This window comes from Shewanella sp. A22 (genome assembly GCF_053850585.1).
This window is the reverse complement of record NZ_JBSQBN010000020.1, coordinates 1-19,873: the sequence shown is the minus strand read 5'-3', so window position 1 is coordinate 19,873 and position 19,873 is coordinate 1. Positions and strand designations below refer to the sequence as shown.

Here is a 19,873-nt window from a genome sequence, read left to right as displayed (position 1 = left end):
TTCTCTTTTTATGTAAATTATCGATTAACGTACTCACGTGAAGTACTTAATCAAGTAACTGGTGGATGTTTTTAATACTGCTAATGTTTTGTTGTTGATAAAATTTTTTAAAATGTTCTGCTAACGTTTCACTTTCAACAAAAACTTGCTGCCAATATTGGATTCGTTGCGCGGGTTTCATTTTTATGAAGTCGCTACGATCGGGTATTTTGTTAAAAGGAAGCGAGTCAACAAATGCTGCTGAAGGACACAGCAATACCGTTTTATCGTAATGTGCTAACCTGACTTTTCGGGATAACTTTTTATCAAACCAGCCAGCTTTCAATGTGGAACTAAAGTGAGGATAAAGGGTTAACCCTTCATTTTGTATTTTAAAATCAAAATGATAATCAATAATCCCTCCATCTCGATACATGCCTTGGGGACAACCTGCAATGTCTTTTATACCTTGCATCACCATAGGAATTGAACCCGACGCCAGCAGTGCTCCCTTGATGTTATTTTGGCTAAATGGCACAGTAGTGGTTACGATGTTATCCGGATCAAACAGCGTTAAATCGCTTTGGTTATGCTGAAATATATAACGTTCATACTGGCTGCTAAGTAATGGTCGACTGACGGTATTTCGAATAAAACTATTAGCGAGTCCTAATCCTTGTAGCAACTTGTTTTCTGATGCGACGAAACCATTGCATTTGGCCACAATAAAATGCGCTTTAAATATTTTATTCGTCATTATTTCATTTGCGCCAGCATCACCTAAAAGCACATCAAGTAGTTCAATGGCTTTAGTGGTAATCTCTTCTGGCTGTGGTTTAGTATCGTCAGAATACACCGTTTCACTGTAGTTTTTAGCTAAACGTTTAATGGCTTCAACAGGATCATTTTGGGCAAAGCACGCAGCACGAAATGCACCAGCACTTGAACCAATGACATTTAAAGGGGTCTCTCTTCCTTTAAAAAATGTTCCAAAGAGGTACTTGTCTAATCCCAATAAAGTGAACCATTTAGGGCCACCACTAGCACCAAGAAATGAGCTAAATAATTCAGGATAAAAGCCATATTTGTGGATTTTTTTTAAGGCCGTTTCACCAGCATATATTTCTAACATATCATTCTTATTATTATCGTGTCGGCTGCTAGGCCGACACTAGAACGTCATCAAAGATTAAGACTGTTTACGAAGGTCTTTACGTAACACTTTACCTACATTGCTTTTAGGTAATTCATTCATAAATTCGATAATTTTAGGACGCTTATAATTGGTCAACATCTCGTTACAATGATCAAAGATATCTTGTTCGGTTAAGCTTGGATCTTTGCGAACAATATACACTTTGACTCGCTCACCGGTGGCATCACAGGATACCCCCACAGCTGCCGCCTCAAGAACGCCTTCATGCATGACGATAACTTCTTCAATTTCGTTCGGAAATACATTAAAACCAGACACATTGATCATGTCTTTTTTGCGGTCAACAATTTTAAAGAAACCGTTTTCGTCCATGGTGGCGATATCCCCCGTCGCAAGCCAACCATCGATTAATACTTCATCGGTTGCTTTTTGACGGTTGTAATAACCTTTCATTACTTGTGGCCCTTTAACCCACATTTCGCCTGGTTCACCTAGCGCAACGTCTTCACCATCGGCACCGACTAAACGAATATCCGTTGACGATGCTGGTAACCCAATTGAACCATTGTAGCTTTTTTGGTTATATGGGCTCATTGTGACTAAAGGTGCACATTCGGTTAAACCATATCCTTCTAAAAGGCGACTCTTAGTGACTTTTTCCCAATGTTCGGCAACAGGGCGTTGCACAGACATTCCCCCACCAAAGCCCATTTTTAACGCACTGAAATCCAGTTTATCGAAACCAGGTGTGTGAAGCAGTCCATTAAATAATGTATTAACGCCAGTAATAACGGTAAAGCGATATTTAGCCAACTCTTTCACAAACCCTGCCATGTCTCTTGGATTGGTAATTAATAAGTTGGTCCCACCAAACGGCAAAAAGGCTAAACAGTTCGACGTCAACGCATAGATATGATAAAGCGGCAATGCCGTAACAATGATCTCCTTACCAATTTCGTAAACATTTTTAGTTACCGCATTAGATTGTTCTAGGTTAGCAACCATGTTGCGGTGCGTCAGCATTGCGCCTTTAGATGGCCCAGTGGTTCCACCTGTATATTGTAAAAAGGCTAGATCTGATCCAACAACATCTACAGGCATAAATGTTTGCTTGCTGCCCTTGGCCATAGCATCATTAAATTTAACCGAATTTGGTAAATTGAACTCTGGAACCAATTTTTTGACATGTTTAATCGCACCATTAATTAATGCACCTTTAATAATACCTAATCGGTCACCTACGCCAGTTGTAATAACATGTTTAACATCCGTTTTATCAATCACAGATTGTAATACATGGCCAAAGTTTTCAAGGATAAGGATAGCTTTAGTACCCGAGTCTTTTAATTGATGTTCTAACTCACGGGCGGTATACAAAGGGTTAACGTTAACGATTGTCAGGCCTGCAATAAGAGCACCAAATAACGCAATAGGATATTGCAGCGTGTTGGGGATCATAATGGCAAATTTATCGCCTTTAACTAGGCCTAAATCTTGCTGTAAGTAAGCGGCAAAATCAGTCGCTTGCTGTGCAAGCTGTTGATAAGTAATACTGACATCCATGTTAATGAACGCGGTATTACTTGCATATAACTTGGTATATTTAAAAAACAAATCTGCTAAAGAGTTATATTTATCGGGATCGATTTCAAACTCAACCCCAGGCGGATAACTCTTTTCAAGCCAAATCTTTTCCATAATATTGTCCCCAAATGTTACGTTATTAGCGGCTGCAAAGTTCATCTCGAATGCGTAATAGAACCTAATACTCTAGCAGCTATGTTTATTATTATTGTCAATGATGCACACTTACTTACGGTTTGTTTTTTGGATAAGAATCCGCTTTATAACACTTCAAATAATCCTGCAGCGCCTTGACCACCACCAATACACATACTGATAACTACATATTTAACACCACGGCGTTTACCTTCAATCAACGCATGCATCGTCATTCTGGTCCCGCTCATGCCATAAGGATGGCCAATTGAGATGGCTCCGCCATCGACATTTAAACGGTCTGCAGGAATACCCAATTTTTCGGCACAATAAATCACCTGAACGGCAAAGGCTTCATTGATTTCCCATAAACCAATATCATCAATGGTTAAGCCATGGCGCTCAAGTAACTTAGGGATGGCATAAATAGGACCAATACCCATTTCATCGGGTTCGCACCCAGCAACCACCATACCACGATACACACCTAAAGGAGCCAAGCCACGTTGTTCAGCTAATTCACGATCCATAACCACTACGGCGGCAGCGCCATCAGAAAGTTGTGATGCGTTACCTCCAGTGATTGAACCATTATCTTTAACAGCTTTTAAGCCTGCTAAGCCTTCGATATTGGTGGAAGGACGATTACCTTCATCTTTGGTTAAGGTAACTTGCTCTTTACTAATATCACCACTGGCTTTATCCATGACCAATTTAGTACAGGTAACGGGTACTATTTCATCATCAAATTTACCTTCTGCTTGAGCAGCCGCTGTGCGTTGTTGTGATGTTAATGCATATGCATCTTGGGCTTCGCGTGAAATATCATATCGATTTGCGACCACTTCAGCGGTATCAAGCATGGGCATGTAAATAGCGGGACGATACGCTTTAACACTTGGATCGACTGCACGGTGCATGTTCATTTTATCGTTTTGCACCAAACTAATTGAATCACAACCACCGGCAACAACAACTTTCGCGCCATCACACACAATATGATTAGCGGCGATTGCAATTGACATTAAACCTGAAGAGCATTGACGATCAACTGTCATCCCTGGCACCGACACAGGTAAATGAGCAGCCATAGCCACTTGACGACCAAAGTTCATACCTTGATTACCTTGGGTTAACGCTGCACCAAAGATACAATCTTCAATTTCATTTGGATCGATACCGGCTCTTTCTACTGCTGCGTTTACGGCAACAGCGGCTAACGTTGGGGCCGATAAATCGTTAAAGGCACCACGGTACGCTTTACCGATAGGCGTTCTGGCGGCTGATATAATGACTGCTTCTTTCATGATAATTCCTATTATTCTATTTATTGTTAGACTAATCTTGTTGCTGCTATTCACAATGATTTAAGCAGTCTTTTAATCCTTTCTACGCAATGAATTATTGTTGCTGAGACTTCATAAATGCCATTGCTTTAAGGACGAATTTCTCACCTTGTTGTGCACCAGACACAAGCGCTTTTTGATTATGTTGATCCGTTAGTTGGTTCCAATTTTCACGAACTGATTCAGGGCTTTGTGATGCTTTAGGAATAAAGCAGCCTTCTGTTTCAAAAATACTGGCACTTGAATAACCACCGGCTCCGGCACATAAAATAAAGCGATTAGGAGCGCCTTCATCGCACAACGTAAGCATACCTGCGGTGACCGCTTCTGGAGCAAATGCTTTAACGATTTCTTCAGGCATTAAATCTTCTGTCATACGCGTACCGGCAGTTGGTGCAAGTGCATTGATATTGATATTATTTTTTGCACCTTCAAGCACTAAGGTATTCATTAAGCCAAGTACCGCCATTTTAGCGGCACCATAGTTAGACTGACCAAAGTTACCGTACATGCCACTGGATGATGTCGTCATCACAATACGGCCATAGTTTTGTTGCTTCATAATTTCCCACACGGCTTTAGTGCAGTTAACCGACCCCATAACATGTACATCCATGACTAATTTAAAGTCATCTAAGGTCATTTTTGAAAACGATTTATCACGCAAAATACCAGCGTTATTAATTAAAATATCAACGCGTCCCCATTTGTCCATGGTTTGCTGAACCATATCTTGTACTTCATCAAAGTTAGCTACGTTTGCACCATGGCTGATGGCTTCGCCACCCATTTCTTCGATTAAAGCAACTACCTCTTGCGATGCTGCCGAAGATGCACCACTGCCATCACGTGCACCGCCTAAATCATTAACAACCACTTTGGCACCACGTCTAGCTAACTCCAATGCATGTGAACGCCCTAAACCGTTACCCGCACCTGTTACAATAGCTACTTTTCCTGCAAAATTGATCGTCATAATGTTTCCTTAGCGCTTTCTTTAGTCGGTATTATTTTTTATTATTAAAGTGAATATGATTGTTACTTAACCATTTGCACTGATATCCACTCAGCAACAAGTGCAGGTGTATCTACACCTTCAATTTCAATAGTGACTTCGGTGGATAAGCGAAATTGTCCTGGTTTTTTTTCTTCAATAGAAAGGGTTTTGGCGTGTGCTCTAATGCGACTGTTAACGGTAACAGGTTGCAAAAATCTCACTTTGTCGAAACCCGCATTTAGACCCATATAAAAACCATCAATCATGACGCTAAACTCTTCAGCAAAATGAGACAGCATTGATAGTGATAAAAAACCGTGAGCAATGGTTGATCCAAATGGTGTTGCTTTAGCTTTTTCTTCATCGACATGAATAAATTGATGATCTAGAGTGCAATCTGCAAATTGATTGATCTGACTTTGAGTGACTTGGTACCAGCTTGTAGGCTCTGCTTGAAAACCATTATAGTTAGCTATGTCGTTTCGATTAATTACTGTCGGCATTGTTCCCTTTCCTCTTCAACTTCAAGATACTATCCATGAATAAAATTTAAGCGATAACTCATGCTAATGGTGGTAGAGCAATTAAACAAATGAATAGTTTTGATACTAAGATATTCGCAAGATGAATAGAAAGGCGAGTTATAGCAGTACGAAGTAAAAAACAAAAAAACATTACCGAATGAATCGATAATGTTTTAAATTTTATTGATTTAATAAATGGTTAACGTGTTAATACATTGAAATTAATATTATTAGTTAAAACCAGTCACTCTGCATGTCAAAGCTTGTACTGTCAGTGTTAACCAATAAGCTAGACCATAGCGAAATTTTGGGCAGTTCAAATCGATAAAAATACTGACAAGCCTGTAATTTACCGTGATAAAAATTAACATCTGCTTGATGAGGTTGTTTAGTCAAGGCTTTAGTGGCAACAATACTTTGTTTAATCCATAACCATGCGATAATCACATGACCAAACAGTTCTAAATACTTAACCGAATTAGCTAAGGCTAAATCAATATTTTTAGTCGACATTGCCGTTAATACCGCATCTGTTGTAATGGTTAACGTTTCAACCGCTTGACTTAACTGGTTTGAAAACTCATTCAAGTTGTCATATTGCTTTGCCTCATCAATGGTTTTCAAAATTTCATTCAACGTTGCTTTATAACCTTGCATCTTGTTCATCGGTACTTTACGGGTCATCAAATCTAAAGATTGGATCCCTGTGGTCCCTTCGTGAATGGGATTTAAGCGGTTATCACGATAAAACATTTCGACCGGATGTTCGTTGATATAACCATGGCCGCCCATCACTTGAATCGCTAATGAATTAGCTTTTGGGCCGTATTCTGATGGCCATGTTTTAATAATAGGGGTTAAAAAATCTAACAGTGTATGGGCATATTGACGTTGCTCTGGTGTTTCAGCGGTATGTTCATCATCACTTAATTGAGTACCATATAGCACTAAGGCCATAGCCCCTTCTGCAAACGCTTTTTGCGCCAACAACATCCTTTTTACATCGGCATGCTCAATGATATTGACCATCGGAGACAATGGATCCTTACACGAAGGTAAGCGACCTTGCGGGCGGTTTTTTGCATAATCTACTGAGTATTGATAACCCGCAACTGCCAGTACCGCACCACTGGTACCAACCATGATGCGAGCTTCATTCATCATATGGAACATGTACTTTAAGCCACAGTGTTCTTCACCAACTAAATAACCAACTGACCCATTTTTTTCTCCAAAACTCAATGCCGTCGATGTTTGCGCTCGTCCACCCATTTTATGAAATAAACCTGCAAGCGCTACTTCATTGTCTGCACCAATAGAACCGTCATCATTCAGCAAAAACTTAGGCACTACAAATAATGAAATCCCTTTAACACCTTTAGGTGCCCCTTGAATGCGCGCTAGTACCAAATGAACGATATTGTCACTTAAATCATGATCGCCACCTGAGATAAAGATTTTATTACCCGTTACGCGATATGTGCCATCTTCTGCCCTAACCGCTTTAGTTGATAAATCACCTAAGCCTGAGCCACTGCCTGGTTCTGTCATTGCCATCGTGCCCATAAACCGACCTTCACGCATAGGTTTTACCCACGTTTCAATCAACTCGGCACTGCCATGGGCTTGCAGTAAATTGGCATTCGCAGTGGTTAACATGTTGTAACCCATGCCGACACCACCGGCTACACTCAAAAAAGACCCTGCGGCACTGGCTATTATTGGTGGCAGTTGCATACCACCTAAATCATAATCAGCTGTCGCAGACCCAATACCAGACCCATTAACCGCATCAATGGCCGTTTTAAGCTCCGGCACGATATGCACTTTTTTACCATCAAAAGTCGGTTGTTCAACATCCATCTTTTGACGAATAGGAAGGAAATATTTTTCTGCAATCGCTTTTGCGGTGTTAACCACTTCATTGAACGTTTGGCGATCATGATCTTGATAACGTTCTCGTTTAGTCAATCCTTCACTATCAAACAGTTCATAAAGCATAAATTCAAGATCACGTTCATTCATTAACGTTGCAGGCATAATATTCTCTTCTTATCTTGTTACTGAGCAGGTTTTCTGTCATTCAAGTAATGTGTCTTTGATACGGTTAAAACGCAGATACGCCACCATCAACCGCAATACATTGACCTGTCATATAAGTGTTTGCTGGTGACAACATCATTAGCATCACAGCAACGATTTCTTTAGGTTCACCAAGACGATGCATAGGCGCACCACGGGCCATTTTCTTTTGTTTTTCTTCGTCTGCGAAGTTGGTCACCATAGGCGTTAGGGTAAAGAATGGGCAAATAGCATTAATACGAATATTCTCGCGGCCATATTCAACTGCACCCGTTTTGGTTAAACCAATAACGGCATGTTTAGCCATCGCATAAGCACTGCCTCGAGCCGCACCACCAAGGCCTGCCATAGAGCTAACATTAAGAATGGCTCCCTCACCTTGCTTAAGCATTTGTTGTATTTGATGACGCATACCAAATTGCACACCCTTAACGTTTACGGCAAATTGGCTGTCCATCACCGACTCGTCGATATGATGTAGCGGCATAAACTCATGGGCAATACCTGCATTATTCACGCCAATGTCAACTCGACCAAAATGTTCAATTGCAGTATCAACCATGGCTTTACATGATGCATCTTTAGATACATCACATTTCATTGCGATAACAGAAGCGCCACTAGAGGCAATATCATCAGCCACTTTATGAACACCCGCTTCATTAATGTCGCTTATAACTAATTTTGCGCCACGTTTGGCTAATTCTTCAGCGAGAAGCTTGCCAAAACCTTGTGCTGCGCCTGTTATAACGGCAACCTTACCGGTAAAGTCTAATAATGGATCCATGGGAGTAACTCCTGTAATTGAGGGTCTTGTTTATGTTGTTTTTATGATTTTGATTTACTGATAACGTCTAATGCCATTTGCGCTAAAGGCGCTACAAACGAACCCACTTTATTAGCATGTTCGTTAGAGGCATTGCCTTCTGTTGCACGTTTGGCCACACCTTGTGCGATAGCGGCCAAACGAAAGAAACTAAACGCAAGATAAAACGCCCAGTTTTCGATTCGTGCAATCCCCATTCGCTGGCAATATTGAGCGACATACTCTTCTTCTGTTGGAATACCTAAACTTGCTCGATCGATATCTTTTAAACCATCAATGGTTCCCATGCCTGCAGGCATACGTAGTTGCATACACTGATAAGCTAAATCTGCAAAAGGGTGACCTAGTGTTGAGAGCTCCCAGTCAAGTAAAGCAATCACCTTAGGTTTGTCTTTGGCAAACATCATGTTGTCTAAGCGAAAATCGCCATGGACTAAACAAACACGTCCATCATCTTCTGGTATGTGTTCTTCCAACCACTGAATAAGCGCATCCATTGCTGGAATTTCGTTCAGTTCGGTAACGCGATATTGCGAACTCCAGCGACCAAACTGACGCTCAAAATAATTACCTGCTTTACCATAATCAGATAAACCAACGGCATCAACGTCAACACGATGCAAAGCAACTAACACATTATTCATTGCGTCATACATTGCTGAGCGTTGTTCATTTGTGTCTATTTCGGGTAACGATGCGCTCCAGTAAACGGTCCCATCGCAATATTCCATTAAATAGAACATTGAACCGATAATAGTGGTGTCTTCACACAAATGAAAAACCTTAGCGACAGGCACCGCACTGTCTTTTAGGGCATGTAACACTCTATATTCACGGTCAACAGCATGGGCTGATTTGAGTAACTTGCCCGGCGGTTGACGTCGTAACACATAGACACCAGATGCTGAAGTGACTTTATAAGTTGGGTTAGATTGACCACCAGAAAACTTTTCCAAGGTGATCGGCCCTTTAAAGCCTTTAACATGTTGCTCTAAATAAGCACTAAGTTGTTCATTATCGATAGGGAATACTTGTGGCATTTAGCAATACTCTTGTTTTATTGATTTAGTCTGTCGAATTCAAATGCAGGTTGAAACGCGATGTAGCGCTTCAACCTACTATCGATTTATTCAACGATTTTTTTTACTAAATCGCGACCCAGCTGCATCATATGCACTTGGTCTGGGCCATCGGCTAAACGAAGCGTACGCTGGCCAGCCCATGCATGAGCTAAAAAGGTATCTTGACTGACCCCAACCGCACCGTGACATTGTATGGCGCGGTCAATCACATCAAGAGACATGCTTGGAGCAACAATTTTAATCATTGCAATTAAGTCTTTAGCGGCTTTATTACCGTCGCTATCCATTTTTTGCGCTGCTTTTAAGGTCATTAAACGCGCCTGCTCAATTTGACAAGCTGATTTAGCAATGTCTTCACGAACAGATTGTTGTTTTATCATCGGTTGACCAAATACAATGCGCTCACTAACGCGTTTACACATTAAATCTAATGCTCGCTGTGCTATTCCCACCGAGCGCATGCAATGGTGAATTCGACCAGGGCCAAGACGTCCCTGTGCAATTTCAAACCCTTTACCTTCACCCACAATAATATTCTCAACAGGAACACGAACATTGGTAAATGTGACTTCACCGTGGCCTTCTGGGGAATCGTCATAACCGAACACTTTCATTGGTCTAACTAAAGTGACTCCAGGCGTATTCATCGGCACAAGCACTTGTGATTGTTGAATATATCTATTGCTATTGCCAGGGTCCGTTTTGCCCATCACAATCATGATTTCACATTGTTTACGACACGCACCACTAATGTAAAACTTACGCCCGTTAATGACATATTCATCGCCATCTCGCTCAATGCGTAATTCAATATTGGTTGCATCGCTTGAAGCCACCTCAGGTTCTGTCATTGCAAAAGCAGAACGTATTTTTCCTTCAAGTAATGGCTCTAACCATTGCTTTTTCTGTGCTTCATTACCGTATTTGGCTAATACTTCCATATTGCCAGTATCAGGTGCAGCACAGTTGAACACTTCTGGCGCCCACATTACCTTGCCCATAATTTCAGCAAGCGGTGCATATTCTAAATTAGTTAACCCAGCACTGTATTTGCCGTAAGCTACCGGTAAAAACAAATTCCATAAGCCTTCTGCTTTTGCTTTTGCCTTAAGTTGTTCCATTAAAGGTGGTGTTGACCATGGGTCTAATTCAACTTGTTTATGCATTTCATCCTCAACGGGATACACATGTAAATCCATAAAGTCATTGACTCGTTTGATTAACCCTTGAACTTTTTCACTGTATTCAAAATTCATTTTATATCCTTTTACTGGGTAATTACGGCGTTAATAGGTGCTGTAATGATTGCCTAGCCTTGTGTTTAGGACTGACTAACTCAGCGACATTAATGACTTCTTATTAAATGGCTTAATGTCATCAATCGCATTGTGTTTAATTTTATTAACCCACTGCGGATCAACTAATAACGCACGGCCAATCCCGACTAAATCAAATTCGTCGTTGTTTAATCGTACTAATAACTCATCAATTCCGGTTGGGTTTGAGGTACCAGATAAATCAGCGTTTCCTTCGCCAATAAAGTCAGCATCTAAGCCAACGTTACCAACGGTAATAACTGGTTTATGGGTCAATTTTTTGGTCCAACCTGCAAGGTTTAGGTCTGAACCTTCGAATTCTGGCACCCAGAATCGGCGCGTACTAGCGTGAAAAATGTCAACGCCAGCCTCACTTAACAAACCTAGGAAGGTGCCTAGTTCGGCAGGGGTTTGACATAATTTAGCGCTGTAATCTTGTTGTTTCCACTGTGAAAAACGGAAGATAATTGTAAAGTCTTCACCTACAGCAGCGCGGATGGCTTTAACAATTTCAACACCAAAGCGAGTACGATTTTCTAACGAGCCACCATATTGGTCGTCACGTTGATTTGTCCCTTCCCAGAAAAATTGATCGACCAAGTAACCGTGGGCGCCATGAACTTCAATAGCATCAAAACCAATATTTTTAGCATCCAGTGCGGCTTGTGCAAATGACGCAACCACCTCATCAATGTCGGCTTGGGTCATCGCGACGCCATTTGCAGCGCCGGGCTTATATAAACCTGAAGGGCTATAGGCTGGTGACTCTTTATCGGGACCAATGCCAGGTTTTCTTACTGCCCCAACATGCCAAAGTTGTGGGGCAATTTTGCCACCGGCTGCGTGGACTTCATCAACAACATGTTTCCAACCCGCTAATGCTTGTTCGCCGTATATAGCCGGAACATTTTCATATCCATTGGCGGCTTTATGGGAAATAAATGTTCCTTCAGTGATAATAAGACCAACATCGCCTTCTGCACGACGTCGGTAATACGCTGCAACCTCTTCATTGGGCACATAGTTAGGTGAAAATGCACGTGTCATCGGAGCCATTACAGTTTTATTTTTTAAAGACAACGATTTGGTGTTAAAAGATTCAAATAACTTATTAATACTGGTTTTACTATCGTTATTCATGTCGGTTTCCTAGCGTTAAATGACTTATTTTATTATTGTTGTTAAATTGATTAATTTACTTATGTACGCTTAACCAATTAAATAACCACCATCAACATTAATGGCAGTGCCAGTTGTATAGCTAGATGCATTGGATGCTAAATACAAAACGGTGCCAGCCATTTCATCTGGTTGTGCAACACGTCGCATTGGCACGTGATGCATCATTTGCTTCAGAATGGTTGGATTATCCACTAAGGCTGATGCAAATTTGGTGTCTGTGCCACCAGGTAATAGCGCGTTCACACGAATATTAAATTGAGCACACTCTTTCGCAAATGCTTGCGTCATGGAAATAACCGCAGCTTTAGTAATAGAATAAATACCTTGGAAATCACCCGGAATAACACCATTCACCGAAGCCACATTAATAATTGAGCCGCCGCTTTCTTTCATTAACTTCGCGCCTTGGGTCGACATAAAGAAATACCCACGAATGTTCACATCGACAGTTTTTTGAAAAGCCGTTAAATCGGTATCAATAATATGACCAAAATATGGATTTGCCGCTGCATTATTGACCAAAATATCTAGCTTGCCATGCTGCTCTTTTATAGTGGCAAAAATTGAATCAATTTGTTCCATTTCACCTATATGACAAGCGATTGCTTGCGCACTGCCACCTGCGGCAGTAATCTGATCGACAACTGCTTGGCATGCTTCAATTTTTCTGCTCGAAACAATGACATGAGCGCCGTACTGAGCTAATACTTTAGCAACGCTTTCCCCAATACCACGGCTTGCACCGGTCACGAGTGCAACCTTCCCTGTTAAATCAAATAAATTGCCATTGTTCATTTTATTTCCTTAATTTTTTGTTAATGATTCAAAGCATCAATGGGTACGTTATTATCTAAAGGTTACCCAGTCATCGCCTGCCTGCTCTAAGTGGCTGTAGTTATTAAAGTAATCAACACTTAGCATGTTCTCGGAGAATAACAGTTTTGTCACACCGGTATTTCTGGCTTGTTGGTTCATGGCCAATGTTTGTTGATCACTCAATTGCAAAATATGTTGCACTATCGCTGAAATTGTTCCGCCAGAGGTAAACACTAAAATGTCTTTACTATTTTTAGTGTCACTGGCTACTGCGCTGAGAACACGTTTATTTGCTAATTCTTGCTCAATAATGTTGTGTAGCGCCCGAATACAGCGCGCCTTAAATTGAGGCCAACTTTCCTTGTATTCATGGTCCTTATCACCAGACACCCATCGTTCTAGCGCCTGAGAAAACTCTTTTTGCAGGGTTTTATTAGGCTCGTTCCGTTGGTTGATTTCCGCACTCATTTCGGCGAAATTATTCCACTGGGCATTGTATTTTTGTAAAATATCAACGTGGTCAAACTCATTAAAACCAGAATGGATTACCATGGGTGTCGACTCACCTTGGTACCCTTTCACAAAGCTGGTTAACGTTTGTCCATGGCGTAATAAATCACCACAATAGAACTTACTTGGTGTCGCTCTAGAACTCCAATACTGGCCTAATATTGTCGCTTGTTGGCTACCTTTATTTGACAGTTGATCGTAATCAGTACTTCCAAAAGATGCCTGCCCGTGTCGAATCAAGTAAATTGCTGCCATATTAGGTCTCTAACTGAATAAAAGTGATGATCCAATACGGAATCAAATTAACTAACTGTTTAAATTGTCTTTAATCTCAAACGAACAAGCTAAAATGCAACATTGCATCGGGTGTAAAATCGTTTTGCTTGTCCTACAAACTTATTATTGTCATGAGTATCGGCTGTAAATCTGCTCTGCACCGAATCTACTTGACTATGCTAATCCCAACATCTAAATTGAACAAATGAATAGTTCTAATACCCTACTATTTGTATTTTAAATAGTAGATACAGATTAAGATATTTTAAATCTATGCAGTGAAATCACCGGAGTGTGTATGAAAATTGATTTGAATTTATTTGTGGTATTCGATGCCATATATTGCGAAGGGAATATAACTAAGGCAGCTTCAGTGCTTAATTTATCGCAACCTGCTGTGAGCCATTCATTAGGCAAATTGCGTACCCATTTTGATGATGCTTTGTTTATCAGGCAAGGCAATGAAATGAGGCCTACACCCGTTGCTAAGAATGTGATTGATGATGTGCGAGAAGCATTACATCAACTACAAGTTTGCTTAGTACAGTCCCGGCAATTTGAACCATTAACCTCGCGAAAAAGTTTTTCACTGTCATTACATGGATCTTTAGAACCCTACTATTTACCAATACTACAGCAAAGCTTGTCGCTTGAGTCTCCTGCAATCAACTTACGAAGCAATAAACGAGTAAGGCGAACTGAATTAGAAAACAAGCTCGCAAGTGGTGATATTGATTTAGCAATTGATACCTTGATCCCTGTTAGCAATAATATTATGCACACTCAATTAGAACTTGACCAACTTGTTGTTGTCGCACGCAAAAACCATCCAGCCATTGCGCCTAAACTCGATTTAGACACTTACCTTCGTTTAGACCACATATTAGTGTCGTCAAGATCAACTGGCCCAGGTTTAGAAGATTTTGAACTTTCTCGGGTTGGATTACATCGTAAGATAACATTACGCTGTCAGCATGCGTTATCTGCATGTAGAGTATTGTTAAATAATGATATGTTACTTACATTACCTAAAACGGCTGCGGCTATGTATGGGCAAATGCTCGATATTGCAATTCATCCAATGCCTGTGGAATTACCTGAGATTGGTGTGCATTTATATTGGCATGTCAATGTAGACAAAGAACCCGCCAATAAGTGGCTTAGAAATAAAATGATCATTGCCGCAACAAATACCAGAATAATGACTTAATGTTTGCATGCAAAACAGTCAACAATTAAGCCCTTCTATATAGCAGGGCTACTTTCTCACTTAATTGAATATTAAATGAGTATTATCATACCCTTACAGACTACAATGTTTTGTAAAGGTCATCTTACTTAGGCTTAGTTGTTGATGTTTTTAGCAAAATTAACACCTTGTGCCCTATCCATATTAAGTTGTTTACGAAGTTCAACTTATATGGCCTAATTCTTCGCCTAAAACCACAATGACAAACTGTAAAGAAGATTTTTAGATGAGCCATTATTCAATGAACATGCTCTAAAATCCCCATTTTTTAGGTGAGGTTAAACGGTTTTTATTGCTTATAAAATAACACTTTGTGCCTGATTACAGATCAAAAAACCGTTTATCTCGAACACATAACTTATTTAGAATTAATATTAAACACAGATATTTGTTGTTTAATATTGCCTGCTAGTTCGGTTAATTGTTCTGCGTCAGCCACCGCTTTTGTCGCCCGCTCATCACTATTATGTGCCAGTGTAGAGATAGTATGCAGGTTATGCGCAACTTCATCAGCAACGGTACTTTGTTGCTTGGTGGCACCTGCAATACTTGATGTAAACGATGCCATCTCACCAATATTTTGGTTAATGAGGCTCAGTTGATCATTAACCACACAAGCTTGTTCTGTTGATGAAATGCCCAATTGTTGACACTGGTTCATTTGTGTCGCGGTGTGTTCAACTTGTTGTTGTAATTTACTAATAGTCGAACTAATTTCACCTATTGAATGCTGTGTTCTTTGTGCCAGAGAGCGTACTTCATCAGCAACAACCGCAAAACCACGACCTTGTTCACCCGCTCTAGCGGCTTCAATCGCCGCATTTAATGCAAGTAAATTAGTTTGTTCCGCAATGCTATTAATCACCTCCATCACTTGGCTAATCGCTTGGCTTTCTTTGTTAACACTTTCAATATTGGTTTGACTTTGAATCAACTGTTCACTCAACGATTGGAATGCTGTAACCGCTTGGGTTAACTGTGTATGCCCTTCATGGGAAGCACTATCGATTTCTTGCGCCTGTTGAGCACCTTGGGCAGCATTTTGTGCAACATCTTTAATCGAAGAAGACATCTCTTCAATAGCCGTCGCAATTTGCTCTGTTTGATCTAACAGTACTTTTGCTTCATTACCATTTAATTGTGACGTTTGTTGACTCAAGTTTGCTTGGTTTTCTAAGCTAATGACAGACTGTTTTAGCGACACAATTAATCCGGCTAAACTCGCTGCCATTTTCGTGACACTAACGGTGATATGGTCAACTTCGTTGAGGCTGTCTTCAGAGCATTCGATAAATTGCTGTGAAAGGTCTCCATGGCCTAATTTAGCAATCTGTCCCTCTAATTTTTTTAGCGGTTTAACGGCTCGGTTAATAACCGTAAACACTAAAATTGAAATGATCACTATACCCAGTAATGCCAATATGGCATTGATATTTAGCATCTCTAGGCTTTCATCACTTAATTCTTTTTCAGGAACATAACCAACTAGAGTCCAGTTCCAGCCGATAATGTTGACAGAATAGGAAAACATTTGTTGCCCCGATAACGATGTGTAAATCCAACTGCCGTTATCTTTCAGTGCCTGTTCAAGTGAAAGGCCATCAAACAATGCTTCTGTAAAAGGGGCTTCTTTACTTAACTCGCGATGAGAGATAACTTGTTTGTCTGCATTACGAATAATTGAATAAGAACCTGACTCTTCAAGAGTTAATTTTTTCAATGAATCTCGGATCTGTTCAACCGATTGAGTTATATCAAAACCGATAAATAAGATAGCGTTAACTTTCCCACTGTGATCTTTTACAGGTTGATAAATGGTCATGTAATCTTTGCCAAACAGTTTGGCGTAGCCTTCATACACGTCTCCATTAATCAAGCCTTGATAACCAGGATGTTTGTTACCTAAATAAGTGCCTAATGCCCGATTTCCGTCTGTTTTCTTTAATGATGTTGTCACTCGAACAAAATCATCATTATCACGAGCAAATATCGTCGCAACGCCTCCGGTAAGATGCGAAAAATGATCGACATTAGTATTAACATTATTCACTTGTTCATCATCATGGGTAAGTAATGGCGTGTTAACACCTGCTACCTCAACCGTGCCATTCCCTATTGAAAATTGGCCAGGAAATAAAGTCCGAAGCATATCCGAATTTCGTCTCGCCAAAGACAACATGCTGTTGTACTCAAGCTCAATTAAATGAGCATTACTTTGCATTTGAGACTTCATTGCCTGAATCGCTTTATCGTGCAATACCGTCGTTGCTGATAAATACGAAAACCAAGATATAACAGTAAAAATAATAATGGATGACAATATAACAAGAGAGCCTATTTGTTTTGATATAGGCCAGTGTTTATAGTTCATATACTCTCTCTTATAATAATGGTGAAAAGTAAACTAAAGTAGGTATCGTCTGCGTGGTTAATGTACATCTAAAGTGAGCTCAGCATCCTTTTTGAAACATAAAATGTGACCTAGATAGACATTAATCTTCAAAAATATCGTAATCGCGTTAAGTTTTGTTGTTTAGCGGAGACTCAAATTGTAAAAACGACCAGATGTCATCATTATCTAATGGAAAGTGAATGCTTTAGCCCTATCTTTACTCTCTAAATGAGTCAATACCATACCTTCTACCTACAACGTTTGTTCTGTATAAATAACTTTACTCATACCATTTATCAGACCGTGGTTTATGTATAGTTCAAAATACGAGATCTTCCCAAATTCCTAGTGTTAAACGTACATCAGACACCTAAAAAAACGGTTAAATAACACGAAACAACGCTTTACCAGCTAGGAAGGCAGGTTAAGTCAATCACAGCAGACACCAAGTCGCGCAGGGTTGACGTTTGTGGTTTAACACATCAAACATAATATTAGCAGATTATAAATCGACAACTTAGCGCTAACCTGTATAATTCGCGGCCTATTTAATTACATATACTCACGTCTGTCTTATTCTCACACGGCTGTTTACTTGCCTTTTGTTGATAAATATTCAGTTAGTACACAGTTGGAAAATTGCTTTGATTTCTACCGCTAATATCACCATGCAGTTTGGCCCCGAGCCATTATTTGAAAACATCTCCGCTCAATTTGGCCACGGAAACCGTTATGGTTTAATCGGCGCAAATGGTTGTGGCAAATCCACGTTTATGAAAATTTTAAGCGGGGCTCTTGCGCCAACATCAGGAAACGTGTCCATCACACCAGGCTTTAAAGTGGGTACACTTAGTCAAGACCAATTCGCATTTGAGCAATATAGTGTGGTTGATGCAGTGATCATGGGCGATGTTGCACTGTGGAAAGTCAAGCAAGAACGAGACAGCATCTACGCTAAAGCCGAAATGAGTGACGAAGACGGTATGCGAGTGGGCGATTTAGAAAGCCAGTTTGCAGAAATGGACGGTTACACAGCGGAAAGTCGCGCTGGTGAAATTCTATTAGAAGCCGGTATTGAAGAATCATTTCACTTTGGGTTAATGCAGCAGGTTGCTCCAGGTTGGAAACTACGTGTACTACTCGCGCAAGCCCTGTTTGCTAACCCAGACATTCTATTACTCGACGAACCCACCAACAACTTGGATATTCATACCATTAGTTGGTTGGCAACAGAGCTAAACAAACGTAAATGCACCATGATTATCATTTCACACGACAGACATTTCTTAAATTCTGTTTGTACGCATATGGCTGACATCGATTACGGTGAATTACGTGTTTATCCTGGTAATTATGAATATTTCTTAGCTCAATCTGGTCTGATTCGTGAACAACTTTTAGCGGGCAATGCCAAGAAAAGCGCTGAAATTGACGAGTTACAAGACTTCGTTAATCGTTTTGGTGCGAATGCCTCTAAAGCAAAACAAGCCAGTTCACGTGCTAAAAAGATGGACAAAATTAAACTTGACGATGTGAAGTCATCAAGTCGTATTACCCCATCAATTCGCTTTACAGAATGTAAAAAGCTGCATCGCCAAGCGCTCGTCCTTGAAGAACTTGGACACGGTTTCGATGAAGTGCTATTCGAACATGGTGACCTTATTCTTGAAGCGGGTTCAAAACTGGCCATTATTGGCGAAAACGGCGTAGGTAAAACTACCCTCTTACGTTGCTTGGTAAATGAATTACAACACAATCATGGTAGGATTAAATGGTCTGAAAATGCAGCCATTGGTTACTGTCCACAAGACAGTACTGCAGACTTTGATAATGACATGACTTTATTTGATTGGATGTCATTATGGCGTACACCAAAGCACAACGATTTGATGGTGCGAGGTATGTTAGGTCGTCTGTTATTTACAGATGACGACGCCAACAAAAAGGTCCGAAATTGTTCGGGTGGTGAAAAAAACCGTTTATTATTCGGTAAGTTAATGATGATGGATATTAACGTATTAGTAATGGACGAACCAACCAATCACATGGACATGGAAGCGATTGAAGCGCTAAATCAAGCATTGAAATTATTTGAAGGCACTTTGATTTTTGTCAGCCATGACCGTGAGTTTGTATCATCGTTAGCCACTCGTATTATTGATGTTAAAGATAAAAAATTGATAAACTTCCAAGGGACATTTGATGAATACCTTGCAAGCCAAGCAGAAGCCAGAAGTTAACCGCTATAATGGTGAGTACAATTGTACTTAGCCTGTACTCATCTAATAAATGAGTAATACCAATCCTATTAAATATGTGATCTTTCAGCGGGAGTTCAAAGTGCTGTAGGCAAGGCAGATGATTGAAGCGAATAGTGATTCTATTTTGAAAGCATCTAACGAAGCATAAAGGACTTTGAAA

At 40.3% G+C, this 19,873-nt stretch carries 15 protein-coding genes; 2 read left to right on the top strand and 13 right to left on the bottom strand.

Features of this window, described 5'->3' with window-relative positions; all coding sequences use genetic code 11:
- Positions 1-46: 46 nt before the first annotated feature.
- From ACWXWT_RS05650 to ACWXWT_RS05595, 12 genes are all read right to left on the bottom strand, one after another.
- Entirely contained in the window at positions 47-1,111 is a 1,065-nt protein-coding gene (locus ACWXWT_RS05650) for a patatin-like phospholipase family protein (protein ID WP_456040647.1), read from the bottom strand.
- 57 nt (positions 1,112-1,168) lie between these two features.
- On the bottom strand, positions 1,169-2,833 hold the full coding sequence (locus ACWXWT_RS05645; RefSeq protein ID WP_456040646.1) for an AMP-binding protein: 1,665 nt from the start codon (positions 2,831-2,833) through the stop codon (positions 1,169-1,171).
- 146 nt (positions 2,834-2,979) lie between these two features.
- Positions 2,980-4,161 (bottom strand): acetyl-CoA C-acyltransferase, encoded by a 1,182-nt coding sequence (locus ACWXWT_RS05640; RefSeq protein ID WP_456040645.1) that lies wholly within the window; start codon positions 4,159-4,161, stop codon positions 2,980-2,982.
- 94 nt (positions 4,162-4,255) lie between these two features.
- Positions 4,256-5,176: an SDR family NAD(P)-dependent oxidoreductase gene (locus tag ACWXWT_RS05635; protein WP_456040644.1), complete on the bottom strand. Its 921-nt coding sequence runs from the start codon at positions 5,174-5,176 to the stop codon at positions 4,256-4,258.
- Between the two features lie 62 nt (positions 5,177-5,238).
- Positions 5,239-5,700, bottom strand: coding sequence for a MaoC family dehydratase (locus ACWXWT_RS05630; protein WP_456040643.1), 462 nt, complete (start codon positions 5,698-5,700; stop codon positions 5,239-5,241).
- Positions 5,701-5,955: 255 nt separating this feature from the next.
- Positions 5,956-7,761, bottom strand: a complete 1,806-nt coding sequence (locus tag ACWXWT_RS05625) for an acyl-CoA dehydrogenase (protein WP_456040642.1) — start codon at positions 7,759-7,761, stop codon at positions 5,956-5,958.
- Between the two features lie 67 nt (positions 7,762-7,828).
- Complete coding sequence (locus tag ACWXWT_RS05620; protein ID WP_456040641.1) at positions 7,829-8,590, bottom strand: SDR family NAD(P)-dependent oxidoreductase; 762 nt, start codon at positions 8,588-8,590, stop codon at positions 7,829-7,831.
- Positions 8,591-8,631: 41 nt separating this feature from the next.
- A complete protein-coding gene (locus ACWXWT_RS05615; RefSeq protein WP_456040640.1) occupies positions 8,632-9,669 on the bottom strand; it encodes a phosphotransferase family protein in 1,038 nt (345 codons plus the stop codon).
- Between the two features lie 86 nt (positions 9,670-9,755).
- On the bottom strand, positions 9,756-10,967 hold the full coding sequence (locus ACWXWT_RS05610) for an acyl-CoA dehydrogenase family protein (protein ID WP_456040639.1): 1,212 nt from the start codon (positions 10,965-10,967) through the stop codon (positions 9,756-9,758).
- Positions 10,968-11,042: 75 nt separating this feature from the next.
- Complete coding sequence (locus ACWXWT_RS05605; RefSeq protein ID WP_456040638.1) at positions 11,043-12,167, bottom strand: NADH:flavin oxidoreductase; 1,125 nt, start codon at positions 12,165-12,167, stop codon at positions 11,043-11,045.
- A 69-nt stretch (positions 12,168-12,236) separates the two neighbouring features.
- On the bottom strand, positions 12,237-13,004 hold the full coding sequence (locus ACWXWT_RS05600) for an SDR family oxidoreductase (RefSeq protein ID WP_456040637.1): 768 nt from the start codon (positions 13,002-13,004) through the stop codon (positions 12,237-12,239).
- A 51-nt stretch (positions 13,005-13,055) separates the two neighbouring features.
- Complete coding sequence (locus ACWXWT_RS05595) at positions 13,056-13,790, bottom strand: histidine phosphatase family protein (protein ID WP_456040636.1); 735 nt, start codon at positions 13,788-13,790, stop codon at positions 13,056-13,058.
- A 319-nt stretch (positions 13,791-14,109) separates the two neighbouring features.
- Here ACWXWT_RS05595 and ACWXWT_RS05590 point away from each other — a divergent pair, with 319 nt between their 5' ends.
- On the top strand, positions 14,110-15,021 hold the full coding sequence (locus ACWXWT_RS05590; protein WP_456040635.1) for a LysR family transcriptional regulator: 912 nt from the start codon (positions 14,110-14,112) through the stop codon (positions 15,019-15,021).
- Positions 15,022-15,418: 397 nt separating this feature from the next.
- Here the strand turns inward: ACWXWT_RS05590 and ACWXWT_RS05585 are convergent, their stop codons facing one another.
- Entirely contained in the window at positions 15,419-17,431 is a 2,013-nt protein-coding gene (locus ACWXWT_RS05585) for a methyl-accepting chemotaxis protein (protein ID WP_456040634.1), read from the bottom strand.
- A 665-nt stretch (positions 17,432-18,096) separates the two neighbouring features.
- On the opposite strand from ACWXWT_RS05585, the gene ACWXWT_RS05580 reads away from it, so the two are divergent.
- Complete coding sequence (locus ACWXWT_RS05580) at positions 18,097-19,692, top strand: ABC-F family ATPase (protein WP_456040633.1); 1,596 nt, start codon at positions 18,097-18,099, stop codon at positions 19,690-19,692.
- Positions 19,693-19,873 lie beyond the last annotated feature (181 nt).

Bases quoted from the DNA above. Each gene is read 5' to 3' on its own strand.
- ACWXWT_RS05600 (WP_456040637.1), bottom strand. From the start codon at position 13,004: ATGAACAATGGCAATTTATTTGATTTAACAGGGAAGGTTGCACTCGTG.
- ACWXWT_RS05650 (WP_456040647.1), bottom strand. From the start codon at position 1,111: ATGTTAGAAATATATGCTGGTGAAACGGCCTTAAAAAAAATCCACAAA.
- ACWXWT_RS05590 (WP_456040635.1), top strand. From the start codon at position 14,110: ATGAAAATTGATTTGAATTTATTTGTGGTATTCGATGCCATATATTGC.
- ACWXWT_RS05615 (WP_456040640.1), bottom strand. From the start codon at position 9,669: ATGCCACAAGTATTCCCTATCGATAATGAACAACTTAGTGCTTATTTA.
- ACWXWT_RS05630 (WP_456040643.1), bottom strand. From the start codon at position 5,700: ATGCCGACAGTAATTAATCGAAACGACATAGCTAACTATAATGGTTTT.
- ACWXWT_RS05610 (WP_456040639.1), bottom strand. From the start codon at position 10,967: ATGAATTTTGAATACAGTGAAAAAGTTCAAGGGTTAATCAAACGAGTC.
- ACWXWT_RS05640 (WP_456040645.1), bottom strand. From the start codon at position 4,161: ATGAAAGAAGCAGTCATTATATCAGCCGCCAGAACGCCTATCGGTAAA.
- ACWXWT_RS05635 (WP_456040644.1), bottom strand. From the start codon at position 5,176: ATGACGATCAATTTTGCAGGAAAAGTAGCTATTGTAACAGGTGCGGGT.
- ACWXWT_RS05645 (WP_456040646.1), bottom strand. From the start codon at position 2,833: ATGGAAAAGATTTGGCTTGAAAAGAGTTATCCGCCTGGGGTTGAGTTT.
- ACWXWT_RS05585 (WP_456040634.1), bottom strand. From the start codon at position 17,431: ATGAACTATAAACACTGGCCTATATCAAAACAAATAGGCTCTCTTGTT.
- ACWXWT_RS05625 (WP_456040642.1), bottom strand. From the start codon at position 7,761: ATGCCTGCAACGTTAATGAATGAACGTGATCTTGAATTTATGCTTTAT.
- ACWXWT_RS05605 (WP_456040638.1), bottom strand. From the start codon at position 12,167: ATGAATAACGATAGTAAAACCAGTATTAATAAGTTATTTGAATCTTTT.
- ACWXWT_RS05620 (WP_456040641.1), bottom strand. From the start codon at position 8,590: ATGGATCCATTATTAGACTTTACCGGTAAGGTTGCCGTTATAACAGGC.
- ACWXWT_RS05595 (WP_456040636.1), bottom strand. From the start codon at position 13,790: ATGGCAGCAATTTACTTGATTCGACACGGGCAGGCATCTTTTGGAAGT.